Consider the following 17,856-nt stretch of genomic DNA (forward strand, 5'->3'; position numbering starts at 1 on the left):
CAAATATTCACTCACATCTTCTAAAAAGTTTTCAATACCCGCGCCACAAGACGCTTTTATATCTTTGTAGATGGGGATTCTCACATTGGTGGCTTTTGCGTCACCACTTCTAAATTCAATTGGGGCTATTTTAATACCCCCGGTATTCAAGGTGGAGGTGGATCCATTCATTAGCCATTCAGTGGACACGCCTAAGAATGATGCCAGAAGAGGAAGCTTTGAGGTTTCAGGGATGGCTTCACCCTTAAGCCACTTCCCAGCTCCCTTATCCGACACCTCAAACTCCTTACTAAGGACACGAGCCCTCCCTCGCACAGGATAGCCTTGTAAATCCATAGCTTCGTTGATGCGTTTCGCAAAGTCTTCTTTGATTTTATCTGCTGGGGTATTCATGAAAAACCTTAATGAACCAATGGTTCAATAATAATAAGTATTGAAAGAACTATCAGTTCTTGTTAAAGTTGAACTACAAGTTCAACAAGGTCTAGATTATGGACACTATTAAGGGCGCTGTGTCGTGTGCTGGAGGTGTAAAAATTGTTGCAAACTCCACAGGAGTTACGGAGCGAGCTGTTTACAAGTGGATTTCCAGAAACACTCTCCCTTACACCGAGTACAAGGGTGAAACAAATTACGCTGAAAAAATATCAGCTATGACAAATGGGCAATTGTCGAAAGACCAGATTTTGAAAATAGGTCTAAATAAACAAGAGTCGCTAACCACTTAATGAATTATCACATCACAAGTAACTCAAAGAAACGTGAAACAAATCAAGGATTTCACATATGAGCGAACTAACGCTAAGCCGTGAAGCGCAGACGGCAATTTTTAAAATGATTAATCAGACTAAAGGGATTTCACCAAAAGAAATCGCTCAAGTTACTGGTGATTCACATAACACAATTTGCAATTACGGCAACGTAAGTATGCCTAACCATTTGCCAAGTCTTAAAAAACTTGAAGCAATCATGATGTACACACAAAATCCTGAAATTTTGAAAATTTGGGCACATCAACTTGGGTACGCATTAATTCCAGTGAATTGCGACTCAAGCAAACATCATGAGTTATCAATTTTTGAAGCAATGATGCAGCACAACATTAAGAACGGCAAAGCAAACCATGTTGTGTATGAGGCTTATGAGGATGGCGTTATTACACCTGCGGAATATGAAGAAATTCACCAGTTAACGCAGGGCTTAACAGAATTGATTGCAGCAGTAGATCAGGCAGCACTTAAGCAAATGAAAAAATACACATCAAATTTAGAAATAGAAAAAGCCTGACGGTTCGAGACAGGCTTTAGGTGTCCATAAATTTGGAGCAATTCATGAACAACTCAAATTTAACACAAAAATTATGCAAAAAAAAGCCTGAGGTCAGAACTCAGGCTTTGTGTCCACCAACCTCTAGAGGGAAAAATTAATGAACAAGATTAATTTAACACAACAACCAAGCAATGACAAATCCGACTTTTTAGCCGGTGATGTTGTTGTTTTCACAGATCCAAATAAGCCAGACCACCTAATGACTGTGCATAAAGTTCAAGGTGATGGTGTGCTACTCAACGGCAATCGAAGCTTTGCACTCACGCATTTGATTCGAAACGCATCTGTAGCCGAAGTGTTGGCCAAACGCAGATTTACTCAAACTGAACACGCTTTAGCGGAGGTTTCATGATGACCAATAAAACCATTCAGCAAAAGCCTGAACACAAACAGATGCAGTGGACGCAATCATGGTATGAGCCTGCGCTACGGTCACTAGATACATTTCTAGAGGTCAGAAAAGCAAATCTGCGCAAGATTAACCGCGATGAGAAAAACGCAGCGATTACACGAAATGAGTTTATTGAAGCATTGGTCAATGAATATCGAATCTCTGTGTATCAAGCGAGTGAAATTGTCTCAAGCTTACATCGAGCCAATAAAATTTTAATGCATGGCAGTTTTATTTATGAAATGCCAACAGGGGATGCTCAATGAGATATTCAACTAAACGCACGAAAAAAGACGTCCAGTCCCCAGCACCAATTGAAGTGATTATTCCGCTACTTGATCCAGTGAAAATTTATACAGCAAAAGAACTCGCGGCTATGCCTTTGTCTGTAATGAATGAAGCTATTGAGGCCCAAGAAGCATATTTCATTCTTGAGCACACCACCCAAATGGGGGGGCAAGCTATAGCAATACGCCGTCAATTGCAGGATGGAGTACCACTGATTCAGGTGAAAGAGAAATCACGTACGCGCTACAAGATCAACAACAAATTTGTCGAACCTCGAATTATCCGTCAATTGGAAAAGCGTGGTTTAGTGAATTTAGGGGGGTGCTAAGTGAGTAAATTTGTACCAAACTCATTCCAAGTACCTAATGCCTTTGTTGACGAGGTTTTATCCAAGATATCTGACGCTTCGTGCAAACTATATCTTGTGATTTGCCGTAAAACGCGTGGTTGGAATAAAGAGATGGATTCTATCTCTTTAACTCAATTTGAGGACATTACAGGCAAAACACGTCCAACAGTGATCAAGTGTTTACGTGAGTTAATTAAAGTTGGTTTGGTTGTAGAATTGAAAAGCACGTTCCATGGAAATACTTATAAATTAGGTGAAGAAACTAGCATTGGAATGCTTGTAAATTTCCCTAGTAAAAATATTTTACTAGATGAAAAACAGCCAAATGCTAGTAAAAATTCTTTACCACTGCTAGTAAAAAATTTTAACTACACTAGTAAAAATATTTTACCTTTGCTAGTAAAAAATTTTTACACACAAAGTATCACTATCAAAAACAACTCTACAAAGAATAAAAAAATAAATAAAAAAAGCGAGAGTGTTTCTGAAAAACCAAAAGCAATAGAGCAAACTTCATTTGATCCAAAGTCAGCTGAATTACCAAATCTGGTTAATCGTGATTTGTGGAACCAATTTGTTGAAATGCGAGTAGGGATTAAAAAACCGCTCACTGAAAACGCCGTAAATCTGATCTTGAAAAAACTTGAATCATTCGGAGTTTTAGCAAATCAATCTTTAGAAAACTCAATCATTGGAAATTATCAGGGAGTTTTTCAACCGAAACAGCAATTCCAATCAAATAACCCATCTGTAAACAACAATCGCAATGTGAACGATGCGTGGGCTAATCGCCAGCAATCAGATGAACCGTTTTACGGAACTGTTGAAATTCCTGAGGGCTTCGTATGAACACAATGACAATGATTTCAAAAAGATTCCCTAAGTCTGAAATAGCATGTCTTGAACATGGAGTGGCAAAAGTTCAAGTAGGTCCTGAATTGATTTGTCCGAAATGCGCGATAGCTCTGGTGAACTCCAACAACGCAAATCGACAAGATGAGGTGAACAAAGCAGTGTGCAAAAAACACATGGATGGAGCAATGATTCCTGAAAGACACGCTAAATCAACTCTGTCGAATTATTTAACCAAAACCCAAAGACAGGCTCATACCTTACAAATCTGTGTGAATTATACCCAACAAATTATTAAAAATTTGAGTGGAAATTTGATCATGGTTGGATCAACTGGCACTGGTAAAACACACCTTGCATGTGGTGTTGCTAAAACTCTCTTAAAAAACGGTTTGAAGGCTCGTTACATCACCAGTGAGGAAATTGCAAACCGAATCATGAAGGCTTGGGATCGTGATACCAAGGATCAATCTGAGGAATCTGTAATTTATGATTTTGCGCAGTATGAGTTGCTGATTGTTGATGAATACGGACTGCATGACCGCGATAAACGTACGGAGCTAGTACACAAGGTTTTGACTGAGCGATATGACTTAAAAAAACCAACCATGTTGATTTCAAATTTTACACTTGAGCACCTGCAGAAAGATTTGGGTGATCGTCTTTGGTCACGCTTTCAGCACGATGGTCTATCAGTGATTGAATGCAATTGGGCTGATCAGCGTGTGAGAGGCTAGAAATGACGACAACTCCAAAACTAATCAAAACTGAATTAGGCACTGAAAAGTTGTGTATTTGCTGTGGTGAGTATTTTCCCGCAACAAAGGAATTCTTTTACGGTACTGGTCGAATTAAAAAAGATGGTTCACATAGCTTAGAGGCTAACTGCAAGGCTTGCTACAAAGAAAGATTCAAGCCGTGGGTTAAGCGCTGTTATGACGTTTCACATAGATATGGGGTGGTAGTTTGAAGGATATGCGTAGAAATTGTGGCGGAAAAGGTCGGGTTATTTCAGTTGGTGTTGATGTTCTACTGGCTGTTAAAAATACCGATGTAGCTACAGCATCTGAAATTCAACTGCAAGTTATGCCATTAGAAAATATTCGAAGTGTACAGCGTTATTTAAACAGCTTGGTGCAGGCTGAGCTTTTATATACGGGGCGTTCGAAAATTGGTGAGGCAAAACGCTACTACTTGACAGGAAAAGCAAAACAGTTATTTGGAGTGAAGGGATGAATTTGATTCAAAAAGTTGGTGGCGTCGGTATGGCTGAAATGATTTTAAGCGAAGCCTTAACTAGTGCTGTATTACCGAATTGCTATTTCCATGACATTAAGCTTTATGGGCATGTTAGTGACCACGATGATGTGGCGTATGTGTTTTGTGAGGACACCAAACAATATTTGGCATACAAGCCAGCTAAAGATGCGTGCGGTGAATATGTCTTGCTTGTCGATTTAAAGGCTGAGTTGGTTGGGGTGACTAATGACCAGCTACTCAATTGCTGAATACAAGCGAATGATTGGGGCTTCAAAACCTAAACAAGGTTCGAAGCGTCCAAAGGTTAAAGGGGAAAAAGTACCAAATGAGTTTGAGGCAAAGCTGGCCAGAGAATTAAGGGCTTTGAAAATTGAATTTGAGCAAGAGTTTCAGTTTCATCCAAGCCGTAAATGGCGTGCAGATTTTCACCTTGTAGGCAAAAAAATCCTCATTGAGGTTGAAGGTGGGATCTGGTCAGGAGGTCGTCACACTAGAGGCAAGGGTTATATCGGTGACATGGAAAAATATAACTCAGCAACGATGATGGGTTATCAGGTAATACGGTTTAGTACAGAGCAAGTGAAAAGTGGCAAAGCGATTGAGCAAATTGAAGAGATGGTAGGGGATTTAGGATGAATGCAGCGGTAGGATCACGCAAACATTTTACAGTAGCAATTAACTGGGAAGGTAAATGCATTGAACAATGGCTTGAGCAATATGGTGCCTACCTGTTGCTTGATAATAAACCTGACTTTCTTGGAGCTAAAAGTGTACTAGCAAGCCTAATTGATTCTGTAGAGGGGGTTAGTGTCGATCGTAGACGTAGGGCATTACCTCGTTGCAATATCAATGTGCATGAAGCAATGGCAATTGAAGACATGCTTGCACATGTGGCCAGTACCGAGGGGGCTAAAGTTCAACAGTGGTTAAGCGTTGTGACTAGATACTATGTGGATGCCTATACTGAAGAAGATATAGCATCAAAATTTAACATGACAATGTATGCCGTTAAGCGCGACAAAATGATGGGGATATTGCGCCTAGCTACTCGTTTTAAAATTAAAAGCTATTTAACTGATTAAGTATTTGACTTGTCGACAGTACTTTGGCATATTTCTGCTATAGTGACCGAAGTGTATGTAAAGCACTAAAGTTGATTGAAAGCTCGCCAATAGGTGGGCTTTTTTATTGCCTGAAATTTCCTATAAACCTAAACAAGGGGAATAAAAATGCCAGCATTTGCATAAACAGCTTTTAAGCTACGCCTAGGCCCCGCGAAAGAGGGTACAACCCATGCAGTTCATCGCGCATGAATAGGATATGCAGGAAAGTGAAATCAGAACTGGGAGTGATGCCCCGTCAGAAAATAGATAATGAAACCGAAAATTGATTAGTAGTGTGCCTATTCACTGGCAATCAAAGTAGGGAGTAGCGGTAGATCGGTGGCCGAGCTGATTAATATCGAACTAAAGGCAGGGGTGTGGCAGTTTGCCACGCCCTTTTTAATGCTTGGAGAAAGCTTAAAATGAAAATAAAACTATTAGCAGTCGGTTTAATGTGTGCGATGGGAATTGTCGGTTGTGCTCGTGATGCTCAAGTGGCTTCACGAAACCTATCGTATGAAGCTGATAATTTTCAGCTGGATCGCCGTATTGTTTTCTATAACGGCATTACAAGTGAATACATCCTAACAATTGAAGGCAAATGTTCATTTGAAGCTGTGAGTGAGCGCAAGGTTGATGTGACCTGCAAGACTGGCGCAGAACAATTCAAAAAACATTCGCTTGGCATTTCCGATAATGTTACTTATTTCTCTGAACAGCTTAATAGCAAAGGGGTAAGTGTTTACCAATATAAAGTTAACTTCCGCCCCTCTATTGTTGTTCCAGATGTGGATTTAAAAATTCCTAAATAAATACCATTTTTGCCGAACGTATTACGGCACACAAAAGCCCTGTCATTTGACAGGGCTTTTTCTTTTCATATTTGGAGGTTTTATGACAGACAAAGTGCAAGCGAAACGCGACTTAGAATTTTGTAGTGCTGAATTGTCAAAATACCAAAACCTCAGTCGTTCAGGTCTAACAAGAAGTGAAATGTTGGCGATAGACGGCATCATGATTAAGTTGAAAGAGCGTATCAAGAATTTACGCGGAGCTCTTTACGCATAAGGTAATCAATATGGCATGTGAAGGTTGTGAACAACGCAGACTAAAACTAAAGGCAATGTATGACAACTCAAAAGAATCCATCACAAAAGCAATTTCTCGACTTACTAACCGAGATCGTAAAGCAGAACAATCAAGTGTTGCAGCAGAACAGTCAGTTGATTCAGATAGTGGTGACACAGAGCAGTCAGATACAAGAGCTGTTGCTTCAGTTAAATCCCGACGAGGACGAGCCAAGCCAACATGAGTACCTTGATCCATGAAACTCCCAAGACTCCAAACCAAACTGCAGGCGATGACACCCAAGCAGCCAAGACTTGAACCAAAAAAGAATTGGGGCAGCGGTCGAGGTGGTAGACCATGGCGCAGACTGAAGCAGAAGATCCACACTCGTGATGAGTGGACATGCCAGTGCTGTGGTCGTGTGACTATGGATCTTGAGTTAGATCACATTAAGAATAAGGCGCAAGGCGGAACGGATGTTGAGTCTAATCTGCAATCGTTGTGTGTGCCATGTCATAAAGAGAAGACTCAAAGAGAATCTAAAGGAATTTGAATATGCAAAATCAACATCAAAAAATCAAAGGCTATCGTGATCTATCTCAAGAAGAGATTGACTTGATGAATGAAATCAAAGCCATTGGGCCACAAGTGCAAGCAGTAATCGAGAAAGTTCAAAAGCACATTGCAACTCAACGATATAACTGTCGCTGCGATGCAAATATGCAGGTGTTGGATGTAGAAGAGGATCGTCGCCTTGATGCAGCAACGCCAGAGCGATTTGCTGCCATGGCTAAGACGGATTTCCAAACAGGTCTTATGTACTTGGTTCGATCTGTAGCTCAACCAACAAGCTTTTAAGAGGGAGGGGGAGATAAAAAGTTCAAAAGGCCAAGCCAGCGGACACCGCCCCCGATCTCATTTATAAAAAAATTTCCATTTTCAGCAAAAGTTAACTTTTAGAGTTAAGGAATCGCAATGGCTTTAACAGCAAAAATGAAAGCTTTTGCTCAAGCTATTGTCGATGGCATGAGTAAAAAAGACGCAGCAATTTCAGCAGGATACCCTGAAAAATCAGCGATGCAACAAGGCTCAAAGCTTTCCAAAAATCCTGAAATTATTGCGTATATTGACCAATATTCAGCGGCCAAAAAGTTAACTTCTGAAAATAAAAAGTTAACTCCTGAAAAACCTAAAGTTAAACCTGCCAGCACTCATGAAAATGATAACCCCTTGGATGACGAGGATTATGCCAAAGACGATCCTCTGCAATTCTTAATTGATGTCATGAACAATAGCGATGATATGTTGCTTCGATTCAATGCCGCTAAGGCTGCACTCCCATACAAACACGGCAAAGTTGCGGAAAAAGGTAAGAAAGAATCTAAAGCAGATGGTGCTAAACAAACCGCTACAAGCGGCGGTAAATTTGGAACATTGGATTCACAGTTGAGAAATTAATATGTCATTAGATATTAAGTATGAAAATATGGGTTTGGATGGCAAATTATCAGAAAAATATATTGCAATGACACCAGAAGAAAGACAGCAATTTTTATTTGGTGAGTTCAAGGTAAAACAAGAAAGTCAGCCTGTTTGGGTTGGTGTTGATTATTCGGAAAAGAAAGATCAAACCATTAAATTTCAAAATACTGGATTTGCAATAGAAATCATTTAAGAGCCTCCTTCGGGAGGTTTTTTTTATATCTATACGAGAGCTAACTGATGCCTACAGTGTTGCGCAGCATGGGGATGGACACACCCTGTTAGCTCTCATATAGGTTTAAGACCGAGTAATTAAAATGAATACAGAAAACCCGTTGGAGTCTTTACGTTCAGCTGTTGTATTTAGCTCAAAAGACTATAGTTCTTGCAAGCGCGATGCCTGGATATATGGAATCGTGGTCGGCTGGGAAGGCAAGGCCTTAGAAGAGGTGTCTAAAAAACATCGATGGGATAAGGAAACTGTAGAGCGATTAAAACGATTAAGACTAGCTTACATCGAATTAGAGAGAGATTAATTAAACCGCCCATTGAGGCGGTTTTTTAATGGGTAAAATTTATGTCAGCAATGCTCCCAGAATGGACAACCGCTTGCCCAGACTGGGAGGAGCGTATTGTCGCGAAAAAATCCCTGATGCCTTGTGCTCCACTTTTTCCCGAAGTGGCGGACGTAGCAGAGCGGATTTTTAAAGAATTAATTTTAGTCGATGTGATGGGTAGCCCAAAAATGAGTGATGTCACATTGCCGTGGGTAATTGAGTTCGTCCGAGCAATCTTTGGCGCTTACAATCCTGAATCAAAACGCAGATTAATTCGTGAATTTTTCTTACTGATTTCGAAGAAAAATACGAAGTCTACGATTGCAGCGGGCATCATGCTTATTGCATTGATTCTCAATGAGCGTCTATCTGCGGAATTAATCATTCTTGCGCCTACAAAAGAAGTCGCTGACAACTCATTTAATCCGATCCGAGACTTTATTCGGGCTGATGAAGAGCTCAGTGAATTAATTAATATTTCAGAACATACAAAAACTGTGACTCATTTGGGTACAGGCACGGTTCTAAAAGTAATTGCTGCGGAAAGTAATGCTGCTGCAGGTAAGAAAGCATCGATCATTCTTTTTGATGAGATTTGGTTGTTTGGTAAGAAAGCCCATGCTGAAAGTATGTTTCGTGAAGCAAAAGGCGGCTTGGCATCACGTCCTGAAGGCTGTGTTATCTATCTTTCAACCATGTCGGATGAACAGCCGTGCGGTGTTTTTAAAAGCCTGCTTGATTATGCACGTGATGTACGTGACGGCATCAAAGAAGATAAGCAGTTTTTACCACTGATATATGAGTTCCCGAAGCATCTTATTGAAAGTGGTGAGCACTTAAAGCCCGAAAACTTTTACATCACCAATCCAAACTTGGGTGCATCGGTTGATCTTGAATACTTAATTTCAGAATTCAACAAAGTTAAGGATGCGGGTGAGGAATCGTTACGTGATTTCTTGGCCAAACACTTAAACATCGAGATTGGCCTAAACCTCCGTGCTAACCGTTGGGCTGGCGCTGAATATTGGCTGCAGCAGGCAAGAGATACCATCACGCTTGAGCGATTGATTGAAAAATCAGACGTAATCACTCTTGGTGTGGATGGCGGCGGCCTTGATGACTTGCTTGGATTCAGCGCCATAGGTCGATTGAAGGGTAATTCACGGATCTGGTGGTTATGGAATCATGCTTGGTGTAATAAAACCGCTGTTGAAAGACGTAAAGAGAATGCGCCCAAGTATGCAGATTATGAGCGTGAAGGCAGTCTAACTATTGTTGATAGAGTGGGAGACGACATTGATCAACTCGCAACGATTGCAAAACAGGTTTATGACTCAGGAAAACTCGACAAAGTTGGACTCGATCCTCTTGGCTTGGGTGGTCTACTGGATGGCTTACTTGACGCTGGCATTCCTGAAGACAAGCTCACCGCCGTACCCCAAGGTTTTAAATTAATGGGGTACATCCTCACCACAGAACGAAAGCTTGCTGAAGGCAATCTTTACCATGCAGGGCAAGGCCTTATGTCGTGGTGTGTAGGCAATGCGCGTGCAGTCGTGAAAGGCAACGGCATGATGATCAGCAAGCAGGAATCAGGCGTAGGCAAGATCGATCCATTGATTGCTACGTTTAATGCCGTGGCTTTGATGAGTATGAATCCTGAACAGGTCAAAAAAGAATACAACGTCTTTTTCATTTAGAAATATGCAATTTATTAACCTCCTTCTTTGGAGGTTTTTTCATTTTAGGAGAAAGCCTCTATGGGTGCTCTGTTTAAGAATTTCAGCTCATTTGAAATTAAGAGTTTTGATGAAACTACTCGCACATTTACCGGCACAGCAAGCACCAGTAACCCTGATCGTGTGAAAGACATCATGGTGCCGAGCGGTGTGCAGTTCACTTTGCCAGTACCGCTTCTGTTGCACCACGACAGCAAATTGGTTGTTGGGTATGTAACGAAAATCACTGTTCTTGAAAACACGATCGAAGTTGAATTCTACATTCCTGAAATTAAAGAAGAAGGGAAGCTCAAAGAGCGAGTGGATGAGGCTTTCCAGAGTGTCCAATACAAACTAATTACTGGTCTGTCAGTCGGCTTTAATGCTGATTGGGAAAGCGCCGAATTTATTCAAGGCGGCGGCATTAAGTTTAATAAATGGGAACTTATTGAACTGTCACTTGTAACTACGCCTTGCAACCGTGAAGCAGGCGTGGATTACGCAAAAGCATTTGAGGAATACAAAGCCGCGTTGGGCAAAGAACCTCAGCAACCCGCACCAGATGGCGATTCATCTGAGCAAAAACACATTGTCGTAAAACTGAATTGCCCAACAAAGGGTGGAGTAAAACTATGAAAGAATATTTAGCTAAATTGCTAAAAGCATTGTCTGAAAAGAACCAAGCAATGCAAACAGCCTTGTCTAAGGCATCTGCCGAAGGCACAACACCCGATGAATCCACAGAAGCTGAAATTCAAGCGATTGAAAAAGACATTGCTGCTTTAAATGTAAACATCGAACGTACCAAAAAGCAGATTGCTGCAGCTGAAGAAGCTGCTAAAAATGCAAATAAGCCTGAACCTTCACATGGCGAAGAGACAAAAAAGAAATCAGTAATTACTATGGAATCTAATTTGCCTGCAGGTATCGGCTTTGCACAGTATGCGCGAGCAAAAATTTGCTCACAGCTAGAAGCGAAAAAAGGTAATTTTGTGTCACCAATGGATGTTGCTAAGCAAATGGGCTTCAGTGACGAAGTTCAAGACTTGGTTACCAAAGCAACTCTTGGCACAACTACTGATTCGGGATTTGCAGCTTCTTTGGTCCATGAAAATCGACTAGTGGGTGAATTTGTTGAAATGCTTCGTGCTGCAACAGTCTTTGATAAAATAACCGGATTTCGTGCGGTTCCTTTCAATTCGAAAATTCCTAGCCAATTAACTAGCGGTACCGCAGCATGGGTTGGCGAAGGTGCCGTTAAACCAGTAACAAACCCAACCTACGGTGAAGTTGAAATTAAAGAACACAAGCTTGCCGCAATCACGGTTTATACACAGGAGTTAATGCGTCGTTCTGATCCGGCGGTTGATGTATTGGTCCGTGATGATTTGATTGAGGCTTCAAAAGTACTCATTGATAACACCTTCCTTGACGCAGCTGCTGCAACTGCGGTGCGACCAGCAGGGGTTTTAAATGCAGTAACTGCGATTACCGCAGCAGGCACTACGGCTGCGAACTATGAAGCAGACTTATTAAAGCTAATAAGCGCATTTGTGACTGCAAATTTAAGCCTCGACGGTGCTTACTTCTTAATGTCTGAAACACGTGCAGCTCAGATTAGTTTGCTGCGTGATGCGCTGGGTAATTCTTACTTTAACGGAATGAGCTTACGTGGCGAACGAACTTTACTTGGGGTGCCAGTAATTACATCGCAAGCAGTTGGAGACAAGATCATTCTGATTAAAACTTCAGAAATCTTGCTTGCTCAAGACGGTGGTGTGGATGTGTCTTATTCAGACCAAGCAACTATTGTAGATGGCTCAACCACTCACAATTTATGGCAACAAAATAAGTTTGCGGTACGTGTTGAAAAGTACATTACTTGGGCAAAACGTCGTCCTGTTGCTTCAGCTTTTATTGATTATGCAACTGGCGGTTAAAACAACTGAAACAGCTCCTTAATTGGGGCTGTTTTTATATCTAAGCAACACAAATTGTTTAGCTATGAGAACAGTCTTATGAAAATTAAATATTTAAAAGCAATGCACAATGCCAATATTGGTGCGGTGCTTGAAGTGACAGATTTTGAAGCCAATATTCTGATCAAAACAGGTGTTGCTGAACCATTTGAAGGCATTAAGTACTTGCAGAATCTTAACTTTACACCAGTGGTAGATGATTTTGGCTCGTTGGTGGTTCTTGGTGCAAAGCTTGATTTACCTCCATTGGAAAATGCGCCTCAGAAACCAAAAGCAGCACGTAAACCTAAAGCAAAATAAGGTAGAACCATGGGATTTTTTGACAGACTTTTTCGTAAAAAATCGCTTTCGTCTGTCAACTCAGGCGGTGGCTGGACTTCAATTTTTGGCAATGGGTTTCATGTAAATTTTCAAACAAGTGAAAGGTTATCTGATGCAGAAATTGCTGCACATCACACTGTGTTTACCTGTATTAGTTTAATTTCTCAAGACATTGGGAAGATGCCTATTCTTTTAAAAAGAAAAGAGGAAGGCGTGTGGGTTGAGCAGGAAATCAGTAAGGATTTACGTGTCCTCAAAAAACCGAATAGCTATCAGAACTGGCAGCAATTTGGGGAGCAATGGACAATTTCGCTGTTGATGCGGGGCAATACCTACATATTTAAGCATCGAGATGTTTTTACTGGGAAAGTTAGTGGCTTAACTGTGTTAAATCCAGATCGTGTTAGTCCGTTGGTAAGTGATAGAGGGGAAGTGTTCTATCGATTAAGTTCAGATGATTTAACACGTTCATCTGATGAGATTGTGCCAGCATCTGAAGTTATTCATGACCGCATAAATTGTTTCTACCATCCACTTGTTGGGCTTTCGCCAATTTCAGCTTGTGCGATGACTGCGGAACACGGATTGGACATTCAGCAAAGCCAGCGTACGCACTTCAAGAATAATAGTCGCCCCGGCGGTGTGCTGACTGCTCCGGGACCAATTACTGAAGAGACTGCTAATCGTGTAAAAAAACAATGGAATGAAAACTATAGTGGTGCAAATGCAGGTTGTACTGCTGTAGTTGGTGATGGTCTTAAATTTGAACCGATTGCTATTTCTGCTGCTGATTCTCAGTTGATTGAGCAGCTGGAGATGACCACAAAAATTATATGCAGTGTATTTCACGTGCCTGCATTTAAGGTTGGTGTTGGGTCGATTCCTGCCGGACAAAAAGTTTCAGATCTAAATGAAATTTACTATTCAGATTGTCTGCAAAGCATGATCGAAGCTCGTGAGAATTTGATAGATGACGGCCTGGGTTTAAAAGATATCGGGTTTGAAGCGTTTCTTGATTTAGACACTTTAATCCGTATGGATTCAGCCAGTCAGATGAGTCGCTTAAAAGAAGGTGTAGGTGCTGCAATCTTAACGCCCAATGAGGCTCGCAAAAAACTCGGATACAAGCCACTTGTTGGTGGTGATACGGTTTATATGCAGCAACAAAACTATTCACTTGAAGCGCTTTCAAAGCGTGATCAAAAGGACGATCCGTTTGGTAAGGCTGAAACTCCAAAAACGGAACCAAAATCACACTACCAAGGCGTTTTTAAGTCAGAAAATCAGTATAAAAAAGGCTGTTTTGTGACACATAAAGGCTCGTTATGGCACTGTGAAAAAGACCATTTAGGTGAATTTAGCCATGAAAACTTTAAATTAGCGCAAAAGAAGTGGGGTGATGAATGAGCATTGTTGATTTAGACATCCTTAAAGAGCATTTGCGCTATGACGATGATTCAAACGACACGATGTTGCAGGGATATTTGGACGCAGCTGATAGTGCTGTTAAAAATTACATCACAGATGAATTTGAGTCTGAATATCCGAAAGCGATTCACCAAGCGATTCTGATGCTTTGTGGGTATTGGGATAAATATCGAAATGCTGAATCAGATGCACCGCTGAACGGTAATTATCTGCCTATGCCAGTGCAAGCCTTGTTATATCCATATCGTAAGCCTACAGCGATTTAGGAGGCTGTATGACCCAAAACGCTGGCGAACTCCGCCATCGAATCATGGTGCAACACTTTACGTCAGGTCGTGATGAAGATGGATATCCAATCCTTGAACAATGGGTTGATTACATGCCTTTGTGGGCTAAAGTCACCCATTTATCAGGTAAGGACCTAATTGCCGCACAAGCAAGTAATTCTAAAGTCGTTGCACGTGTAAAGGTTCGCTATCGAGAAGATATAGACACGACCATGCGAGTGATTTACAAAGGCAAAACCTACGCTATTGATAGCCAAGCGCTTGAAGATACAAATACGGGCTATGAGTCGGTGACGTTCTTGCTTTCGACCATGTGAGGTACTTATGTCAGCCGATTTTAAACTTGAAGGCATGGATGATTTCATGCGCAATCTTGATGCGCTTAAAGATCGAAAATCTGTAAATCGAAAAGCAAAAAGCGCAGCACGTAAGGCCATGCAGCTAGTACAGATGGCAGCTATGGTCGGCGCTGCGCGGATTAACGATCCAGAGACCAAAGAAAGCATCCAACAAAATATTGCTATCAGAAGTGGTAAAAGCAGGGATTTAAACACCGTAGTGATGCGCGTTGGCGTTTTGGGTGGGGCAAAAAATTATGCCAACACAAAAGACAATGTTCGAAAAGGCCGCGCAGGTAAAGAATATGCTACTGACGGCAGCAGTAAAAACCCCGGCGGTGATACTTTTTATTGGCGTTATATTGAGTTTGGTACTTCGCGCTTTCCAGCTGTGCCGTTTATGCGGCCAGCATTATCAGAAAACATTGAGCGCGTAACTGCTGAGTTTAATAAGCACTTTATGAAATCAATTGAGACTGCAATTAAGAAGGGCAAAATCGCATGACAGCTCCAATTGCTCGAACCATTAAAGCCGATACATATTTAGCACCAATATTCGGAGGTCGAATATTTCTGAGCGTAGCAGATATAGGCACAGCAACGCCGTATTTGGTTTTTCAAGGCACAGGCTCCACGCCAGAAAACACAATTGATTGCGGTGCGATCGATGAAAATGACACATATCAATTTGTGATTTGGCACACTAACCCTAAGGATGCTGAAGCGCTTCGTTTGAAAGTGCGCACTTTGCTTGAAAAAGCAGGGTTTTATTACAACGGAAAGCATCCAGACAGTATCGACACCGAGACCAAATTGCACGGTCGAGGATGGGATATGAATTGGTGGTCTGAAACTTAATTTAAATACCTTAAAAAGCAAAAAGCCCGTGACTCGTAATCATGGGCTTTTTTGTGTTCACAACCTTGATGCAGAAGGAAGCAAACCATAAATGAATTTTAACATCGGGGACTGGATAGTGAAAGCACTAGAACTCGTACAGCAACATAAATCGGTAAGAATTTTTTGTTATTGGGTTTTGATGATCATTGCTTTGTTTCCATTAGCAAAAGTCATTGAGGCAACAGCAAAGCTAGTAACAGCGATTCAATAAAACCAATTTTTTACACAGCACCCAATCGGGTGCTTTTTTTATGCAAAAAAATTGAGGAGTAGCTACTCATGCGTATTAAAGTGCAAGGTTCACACCTGTTCTATCATGTGGCAGGTGCCGCCACAGTTGAGCGCGTTCAATGCGCTAAAGAATTAGATCTTGGAACTGATTCTGAAGAAGATATCGACGTTACTTGCTTGGATGACGACGAAGATAATTTCGATGCGGGCAAAGTAACTCCTGGTGATGGGTCAATTACAATTGATATGGATGACGAAAATTCATCGCATCTCAAATTATTGCAATTATCTAAATCAAAACCTCGTGTGAAACCAACATTTTTTTTAGGTTCAAGTGATTCAGATGATCCTCCAACAATTTCTGGAAACACTGTGACGTTACCTGAAACACGTACATGGTGGGTATGGACTGGTTACTTAAAGTTAGCAACACCAACATTCCCTAAAGGCCAGTTTGTCAACTATGCAATCCCTATGAAACGCACTTCAAGTGTTAATGAAACTATCCGCACAATTACCTAAGGACATTCGCTTTATGGCTAAAAAGATTAAGAAAGGCCGAATGGACATTAAAGCCATTGGACAGGGCCTATTGGTTGGAGAAATTCGCGAAGCCGTTGTGGTGTTTTACCACAACGGGGCCATGGAGTCGGTTGACTTGCGTATTAAGCAACTTCCATTTTCAAAAACTGAAAGCTTACATAGCCGCCTAAATTCAGGCGATAGTGGTGTTGTATCCGATTGGATTTCTCTAGCTTTGGTGGATGAGAGTAACAACCAGCTATTTACTGCTGAACAGGTTGAAAATAACTTTACTCAATCTTTAGCAAATCAGATTTTTAGTGAAGTATCTGGTTTGAAAGGCCTGCAAGAGTATGTTGAAAAATTGGGAAAGGAATCGACAAGCACGAAGAACTCTGGGCTGAGTTAGTTTTAAACGGAATAGGCGGAAAAACCATAGCTGAGGCGAAAAATAACCTCAGCTATGAGGAATTCATGTTTTGGGCTGCATACCGTAATTTGCGTGGCTCACTTTTCATTGGGCGAAGAATCGAGCAGGGCTTGGGAGGCATGACAGCTACATACCTAGCTTCGAAAGGTGTTAAGGATGTCGAAGCTTTATCTTTTATGCCTCATGAAGATCAACCTCAAGAAAAGGTCTATACCGTCGATGAAATAATGATGAAGGGGTTAACCTAGGTTGGCCTTTTGGTTGCATGTACTTTCTGCTGAAAATTTAGTATGTTATCCACTTTACTAGGGGGTATTATGAAAAAAACATTAGCAATCGCAACTTTATCTTTCATTTCATCATTAGCTTTTGCAGACAAACCGCTGCCAATTCAGTACGGCTCACCAGCACCACTTGGTGGTCAAAATGCGCAGAATAACCATGAACCACAATCCATATCCGCGCCCTATCTAAGCAATATCACGTTTAATGCCGGCTATGTTGGCGGCATGCTTGATGAAGAGGATGTTAAGCTTCGATTAAAGGGTTGGGAGCTTGGCGCTACTTATTTTTTAAATGAAAAAGGCGGTCTTTTTGCTAAGTACGAGCAGCAAAAAGATGAATTAAAACTCAAAGAGTTTTCGTTAGGTGGTGTTTACAATTTCTATGATGAGAAAAAAGTTTACATCAATGGTACTGCGGGCTTGGGGTATTCATGGGTAGATGGGAAAGGTGATGGTGCTGAATTAGAGCTTGAGTATCTAACCATTCCTGTTGGTTTAGAGCTTGGCTATAAATTCACACCAAGTGTTGCTGCTTATGGTGGCCTTGGTTATAAATGGATGTACAATCAAGACTCTGAAGCTTGCTTGAATGGTGTTTGCTATGATGCGGGAAATCTTAGTGAACTTGATGTGAACGGCACAACATATCGTTTAGGCTTGCGCTACTCATTCCGCTAAGAAGCATAACATAGTAGGGGTGAATTTTAGACCAATGTAAACTCTGATTTTAGAACCCAAA

31 protein-coding genes and 1 pseudogene are annotated in these 17,856 nt (G+C 41.2%); 30 read left to right on the forward strand and 2 right to left on the reverse strand.

What is annotated here, in order from left to right; genetic code table 11:
• A pseudogene (locus D9K81_RS18695) lies at positions 1-393 on the reverse strand (transcriptional regulator); the annotation flags it as partial.
• A gap of 393 nt (positions 394-786) precedes the next feature.
• Between D9K81_RS18695 and D9K81_RS16155 the strand changes: the two are divergent.
• The 12 genes from D9K81_RS16155 to D9K81_RS18475 all read left to right on the forward strand — a co-directional run bounded on the left by D9K81_RS16155 (position 787) and on the right by D9K81_RS18475 (position 6,640).
• Complete coding sequence (locus D9K81_RS16155) at positions 787-1,287, forward strand: phage regulatory CII family protein (RefSeq protein WP_121523641.1); 501 nt, start codon at positions 787-789, stop codon at positions 1,285-1,287.
• Positions 1,288-1,426: 139 nt separating this feature from the next.
• Positions 1,427-1,681, forward strand: a complete 255-nt coding sequence (locus D9K81_RS16160; protein WP_121523643.1) for a hypothetical protein — start codon at positions 1,427-1,429, stop codon at positions 1,679-1,681.
• Complete coding sequence (locus D9K81_RS16165; protein ID WP_121523645.1) at positions 1,678-1,986, forward strand: hypothetical protein; 309 nt, start codon at positions 1,678-1,680, stop codon at positions 1,984-1,986. The genes D9K81_RS16160 and D9K81_RS16165 overlap by 4 nt, the downstream gene beginning before the upstream one ends.
• Complete coding sequence (locus D9K81_RS16170; protein ID WP_121523647.1) at positions 1,983-2,336, forward strand: hypothetical protein; 354 nt, start codon at positions 1,983-1,985, stop codon at positions 2,334-2,336. Before D9K81_RS16165 ends, D9K81_RS16170 begins: the two co-directional genes overlap by 4 nt.
• A complete protein-coding gene (locus D9K81_RS16175; RefSeq protein WP_121523649.1) occupies positions 2,337-3,206 on the forward strand; it encodes a replication protein in 870 nt (289 codons plus the stop codon).
• Positions 3,203-3,946, forward strand: a complete 744-nt coding sequence (locus D9K81_RS16180) for an ATP-binding protein (RefSeq protein WP_121523651.1) — start codon at positions 3,203-3,205, stop codon at positions 3,944-3,946. Before D9K81_RS16175 ends, D9K81_RS16180 begins: the two co-directional genes overlap by 4 nt.
• A gap of 238 nt (positions 3,947-4,184) precedes the next feature.
• The gene (locus tag D9K81_RS16190; RefSeq protein WP_121523655.1) at positions 4,185-4,445 is read left to right on the forward strand and encodes a hypothetical protein; all 261 of its coding nucleotides are present in this window, start codon (positions 4,185-4,187) and stop codon (positions 4,443-4,445) included.
• The gene (locus D9K81_RS16195) at positions 4,442-4,717 is read left to right on the forward strand and encodes a hypothetical protein (protein ID WP_121523657.1); all 276 of its coding nucleotides are present in this window, start codon (positions 4,442-4,444) and stop codon (positions 4,715-4,717) included. Before D9K81_RS16190 ends, D9K81_RS16195 begins: the two co-directional genes overlap by 4 nt.
• On the forward strand, positions 4,695-5,105 hold the full coding sequence (locus tag D9K81_RS16200; RefSeq protein WP_121523659.1) for a DUF559 domain-containing protein: 411 nt from the start codon (positions 4,695-4,697) through the stop codon (positions 5,103-5,105). Before D9K81_RS16195 ends, D9K81_RS16200 begins: the two co-directional genes overlap by 23 nt.
• Complete coding sequence (locus D9K81_RS16205; RefSeq protein WP_121523661.1) at positions 5,102-5,551, forward strand: hypothetical protein; 450 nt, start codon at positions 5,102-5,104, stop codon at positions 5,549-5,551. Before D9K81_RS16200 ends, D9K81_RS16205 begins: the two co-directional genes overlap by 4 nt.
• Positions 5,552-5,994: 443 nt before the next feature.
• Positions 5,995-6,384: a beta-sandwich lipoprotein gene (locus tag D9K81_RS16210; protein ID WP_121523663.1), complete on the forward strand. Its 390-nt coding sequence runs from the start codon at positions 5,995-5,997 to the stop codon at positions 6,382-6,384.
• An 82-nt stretch (positions 6,385-6,466) separates the two neighbouring features.
• Entirely contained in the window at positions 6,467-6,640 is a 174-nt protein-coding gene (locus D9K81_RS18475; protein WP_171406959.1) for a hypothetical protein, read from the forward strand.
• Here D9K81_RS18475 and D9K81_RS18480 read toward each other — a convergent pair.
• On the reverse strand, positions 6,617-6,898 hold the full coding sequence (locus tag D9K81_RS18480) for a hypothetical protein (RefSeq protein WP_171406960.1): 282 nt from the start codon (positions 6,896-6,898) through the stop codon (positions 6,617-6,619). The genes D9K81_RS18475 and D9K81_RS18480 overlap by 24 nt on opposite strands.
• Here D9K81_RS18480 and D9K81_RS16220 point away from each other — a divergent pair.
• The 18 genes from D9K81_RS16220 to D9K81_RS16305 all read left to right on the forward strand — a co-directional run bounded on the left by D9K81_RS16220 (position 6,897) and on the right by D9K81_RS16305 (position 17,795).
• Positions 6,897-7,193 carry an HNH endonuclease gene (locus tag D9K81_RS16220; protein WP_121523667.1) on the forward strand — a complete coding sequence of 99 codons (297 nt, stop codon included), beginning with the start codon at positions 6,897-6,899 and terminating at the stop codon, positions 7,191-7,193. The two genes, D9K81_RS18480 and D9K81_RS16220, sit on opposite strands and share 2 nt — an antisense overlap.
• 2 nt (positions 7,194-7,195) lie before the next feature.
• The gene (locus D9K81_RS16225) at positions 7,196-7,498 is read left to right on the forward strand and encodes an Acb2/Tad1 domain-containing protein (RefSeq protein WP_121523669.1); all 303 of its coding nucleotides are present in this window, start codon (positions 7,196-7,198) and stop codon (positions 7,496-7,498) included.
• 117 nt (positions 7,499-7,615) lie between these two features.
• Positions 7,616-8,098, forward strand: a complete 483-nt coding sequence (locus tag D9K81_RS16230) for a terminase small subunit (RefSeq protein ID WP_121523671.1) — start codon at positions 7,616-7,618, stop codon at positions 8,096-8,098.
• Position 8,099: 1 nt separating this feature from the next.
• Positions 8,100-8,315 (forward strand): hypothetical protein, encoded by a 216-nt coding sequence (locus tag D9K81_RS16235; RefSeq protein ID WP_121523673.1) that lies wholly within the window; start codon positions 8,100-8,102, stop codon positions 8,313-8,315.
• Positions 8,316-8,439: 124 nt separating this feature from the next.
• Positions 8,440-8,658, forward strand: coding sequence for a hypothetical protein (locus tag D9K81_RS16240; RefSeq protein ID WP_121523675.1), 219 nt, complete (start codon positions 8,440-8,442; stop codon positions 8,656-8,658).
• 41 nt (positions 8,659-8,699) lie between these two features.
• Positions 8,700-10,379: a terminase large subunit gene (locus tag D9K81_RS16245; RefSeq protein WP_121523677.1), complete on the forward strand. Its 1,680-nt coding sequence runs from the start codon at positions 8,700-8,702 to the stop codon at positions 10,377-10,379.
• A gap of 60 nt (positions 10,380-10,439) precedes the next feature.
• Positions 10,440-11,033 carry an HK97 family phage prohead protease gene (locus D9K81_RS16250; protein WP_121523679.1) on the forward strand — a complete coding sequence of 198 codons (594 nt, stop codon included), beginning with the start codon at positions 10,440-10,442 and terminating at the stop codon, positions 11,031-11,033.
• A complete protein-coding gene (locus tag D9K81_RS16255; protein WP_121523681.1) occupies positions 11,030-12,337 on the forward strand; it encodes a phage major capsid protein in 1,308 nt (435 codons plus the stop codon). Before D9K81_RS16250 ends, D9K81_RS16255 begins: the two co-directional genes overlap by 4 nt.
• Positions 12,338-12,415: 78 nt before the next feature.
• Positions 12,416-12,676 carry a hypothetical protein gene (locus D9K81_RS16260; RefSeq protein WP_121523683.1) on the forward strand — a complete coding sequence of 87 codons (261 nt, stop codon included), beginning with the start codon at positions 12,416-12,418 and terminating at the stop codon, positions 12,674-12,676.
• A 9-nt stretch (positions 12,677-12,685) separates the two neighbouring features.
• Complete coding sequence (locus D9K81_RS16265; protein WP_121523685.1) at positions 12,686-14,104, forward strand: phage portal protein; 1,419 nt, start codon at positions 12,686-12,688, stop codon at positions 14,102-14,104.
• Complete coding sequence (locus D9K81_RS16270; protein ID WP_121523687.1) at positions 14,101-14,391, forward strand: head-tail connector protein; 291 nt, start codon at positions 14,101-14,103, stop codon at positions 14,389-14,391. The genes D9K81_RS16265 and D9K81_RS16270 overlap by 4 nt, the downstream gene beginning before the upstream one ends.
• A gap of 8 nt (positions 14,392-14,399) precedes the next feature.
• Positions 14,400-14,729: a phage head closure protein gene (locus tag D9K81_RS16275; RefSeq protein WP_121523689.1), complete on the forward strand. Its 330-nt coding sequence runs from the start codon at positions 14,400-14,402 to the stop codon at positions 14,727-14,729.
• A 7-nt stretch (positions 14,730-14,736) separates the two neighbouring features.
• On the forward strand, positions 14,737-15,255 hold the full coding sequence (locus D9K81_RS16280) for an HK97-gp10 family putative phage morphogenesis protein (protein ID WP_121523691.1): 519 nt from the start codon (positions 14,737-14,739) through the stop codon (positions 15,253-15,255).
• Complete coding sequence (gene gp17 / locus D9K81_RS16285) at positions 15,252-15,608, forward strand: tail completion protein gp17 (protein WP_121523693.1); 357 nt, start codon at positions 15,252-15,254, stop codon at positions 15,606-15,608. Before D9K81_RS16280 ends, gp17 begins: the two co-directional genes overlap by 4 nt.
• 321 nt (positions 15,609-15,929) lie before the next feature.
• Positions 15,930-16,403 (forward strand): phage tail tube protein, encoded by a 474-nt coding sequence (locus D9K81_RS16290; RefSeq protein WP_121523695.1) that lies wholly within the window; start codon positions 15,930-15,932, stop codon positions 16,401-16,403.
• Between the two features lie 13 nt (positions 16,404-16,416).
• Positions 16,417-16,812, forward strand: a complete 396-nt coding sequence (locus D9K81_RS16295; RefSeq protein ID WP_121523697.1) for a phage tail assembly chaperone family protein, TAC — start codon at positions 16,417-16,419, stop codon at positions 16,810-16,812.
• Between the two features lie 26 nt (positions 16,813-16,838).
• Positions 16,839-17,081, forward strand: a complete 243-nt coding sequence (locus tag D9K81_RS16300) for a phage tail assembly protein T (RefSeq protein ID WP_456236548.1) — start codon at positions 16,839-16,841, stop codon at positions 17,079-17,081.
• Between the two features lie 69 nt (positions 17,082-17,150).
• Positions 17,151-17,795 (forward strand): hypothetical protein, encoded by a 645-nt coding sequence (locus D9K81_RS16305; protein WP_121523701.1) that lies wholly within the window; start codon positions 17,151-17,153, stop codon positions 17,793-17,795.
• The last annotated feature ends 61 nt before the right edge of the window (positions 17,796-17,856 follow it).

This window comes from Acinetobacter chengduensis, assembly GCF_003664645.1.
Lineage (GTDB): Bacteria > Pseudomonadota > Gammaproteobacteria > Pseudomonadales > Moraxellaceae > Acinetobacter > Acinetobacter chengduensis.

Coding starts and splice junctions, on each gene's coding strand:
- D9K81_RS16275 (WP_121523689.1), top strand. CDS start 14,400: ATGACCCAAAACGCTGGCGAACTCCGCCATCGAATCATGGTGCAACAC.
- D9K81_RS16290 (WP_121523695.1), top strand. CDS start 15,930: ATGCGTATTAAAGTGCAAGGTTCACACCTGTTCTATCATGTGGCAGGT.
- D9K81_RS16200 (WP_121523659.1), top strand. CDS start 4,695: ATGACCAGCTACTCAATTGCTGAATACAAGCGAATGATTGGGGCTTCA.
- D9K81_RS16210 (WP_121523663.1), top strand. CDS start 5,995: ATGAAAATAAAACTATTAGCAGTCGGTTTAATGTGTGCGATGGGAATT.
- D9K81_RS16225 (WP_121523669.1), top strand. CDS start 7,196: ATGCAAAATCAACATCAAAAAATCAAAGGCTATCGTGATCTATCTCAA.
- D9K81_RS18480 (WP_171406960.1), bottom strand. CDS start 6,898: ATGGATCAAGGTACTCATGTTGGCTTGGCTCGTCCTCGTCGGGATTTA.
- D9K81_RS16240 (WP_121523675.1), top strand. CDS start 8,440: ATGAATACAGAAAACCCGTTGGAGTCTTTACGTTCAGCTGTTGTATTT.
- D9K81_RS16155 (WP_121523641.1), top strand. CDS start 787: ATGAGCGAACTAACGCTAAGCCGTGAAGCGCAGACGGCAATTTTTAAA.
- D9K81_RS16305 (WP_121523701.1), top strand. CDS start 17,151: ATGAAAAAAACATTAGCAATCGCAACTTTATCTTTCATTTCATCATTA.
- D9K81_RS16165 (WP_121523645.1), top strand. CDS start 1,678: ATGATGACCAATAAAACCATTCAGCAAAAGCCTGAACACAAACAGATG.
- D9K81_RS16195 (WP_121523657.1), top strand. CDS start 4,442: ATGAATTTGATTCAAAAAGTTGGTGGCGTCGGTATGGCTGAAATGATT.
- D9K81_RS16220 (WP_121523667.1), top strand. CDS start 6,897: ATGAAACTCCCAAGACTCCAAACCAAACTGCAGGCGATGACACCCAAG.
- gp17 (WP_121523693.1), top strand. CDS start 15,252: ATGACAGCTCCAATTGCTCGAACCATTAAAGCCGATACATATTTAGCA.
- D9K81_RS16250 (WP_121523679.1), top strand. CDS start 10,440: ATGGGTGCTCTGTTTAAGAATTTCAGCTCATTTGAAATTAAGAGTTTT.
- D9K81_RS16265 (WP_121523685.1), top strand. CDS start 12,686: ATGGGATTTTTTGACAGACTTTTTCGTAAAAAATCGCTTTCGTCTGTC.
- D9K81_RS16260 (WP_121523683.1), top strand. CDS start 12,416: ATGAAAATTAAATATTTAAAAGCAATGCACAATGCCAATATTGGTGCG.
- D9K81_RS16235 (WP_121523673.1), top strand. CDS start 8,100: ATGTCATTAGATATTAAGTATGAAAATATGGGTTTGGATGGCAAATTA.
- D9K81_RS16205 (WP_121523661.1), top strand. CDS start 5,102: ATGAATGCAGCGGTAGGATCACGCAAACATTTTACAGTAGCAATTAAC.
- D9K81_RS18475 (WP_171406959.1), top strand. CDS start 6,467: ATGACAGACAAAGTGCAAGCGAAACGCGACTTAGAATTTTGTAGTGCT.
- D9K81_RS16170 (WP_121523647.1), top strand. CDS start 1,983: ATGAGATATTCAACTAAACGCACGAAAAAAGACGTCCAGTCCCCAGCA.
- D9K81_RS16190 (WP_121523655.1), top strand. CDS start 4,185: ATGCGTAGAAATTGTGGCGGAAAAGGTCGGGTTATTTCAGTTGGTGTT.
- D9K81_RS16280 (WP_121523691.1), top strand. CDS start 14,737: ATGTCAGCCGATTTTAAACTTGAAGGCATGGATGATTTCATGCGCAAT.
- D9K81_RS16245 (WP_121523677.1), top strand. CDS start 8,700: ATGTCAGCAATGCTCCCAGAATGGACAACCGCTTGCCCAGACTGGGAG.
- D9K81_RS16270 (WP_121523687.1), top strand. CDS start 14,101: ATGAGCATTGTTGATTTAGACATCCTTAAAGAGCATTTGCGCTATGAC.
- D9K81_RS16160 (WP_121523643.1), top strand. CDS start 1,427: ATGAACAAGATTAATTTAACACAACAACCAAGCAATGACAAATCCGAC.
- D9K81_RS16255 (WP_121523681.1), top strand. CDS start 11,030: ATGAAAGAATATTTAGCTAAATTGCTAAAAGCATTGTCTGAAAAGAAC.
- D9K81_RS16180 (WP_121523651.1), top strand. CDS start 3,203: ATGAACACAATGACAATGATTTCAAAAAGATTCCCTAAGTCTGAAATA.
- D9K81_RS16230 (WP_121523671.1), top strand. CDS start 7,616: ATGGCTTTAACAGCAAAAATGAAAGCTTTTGCTCAAGCTATTGTCGAT.
- D9K81_RS16295 (WP_121523697.1), top strand. CDS start 16,417: ATGGCTAAAAAGATTAAGAAAGGCCGAATGGACATTAAAGCCATTGGA.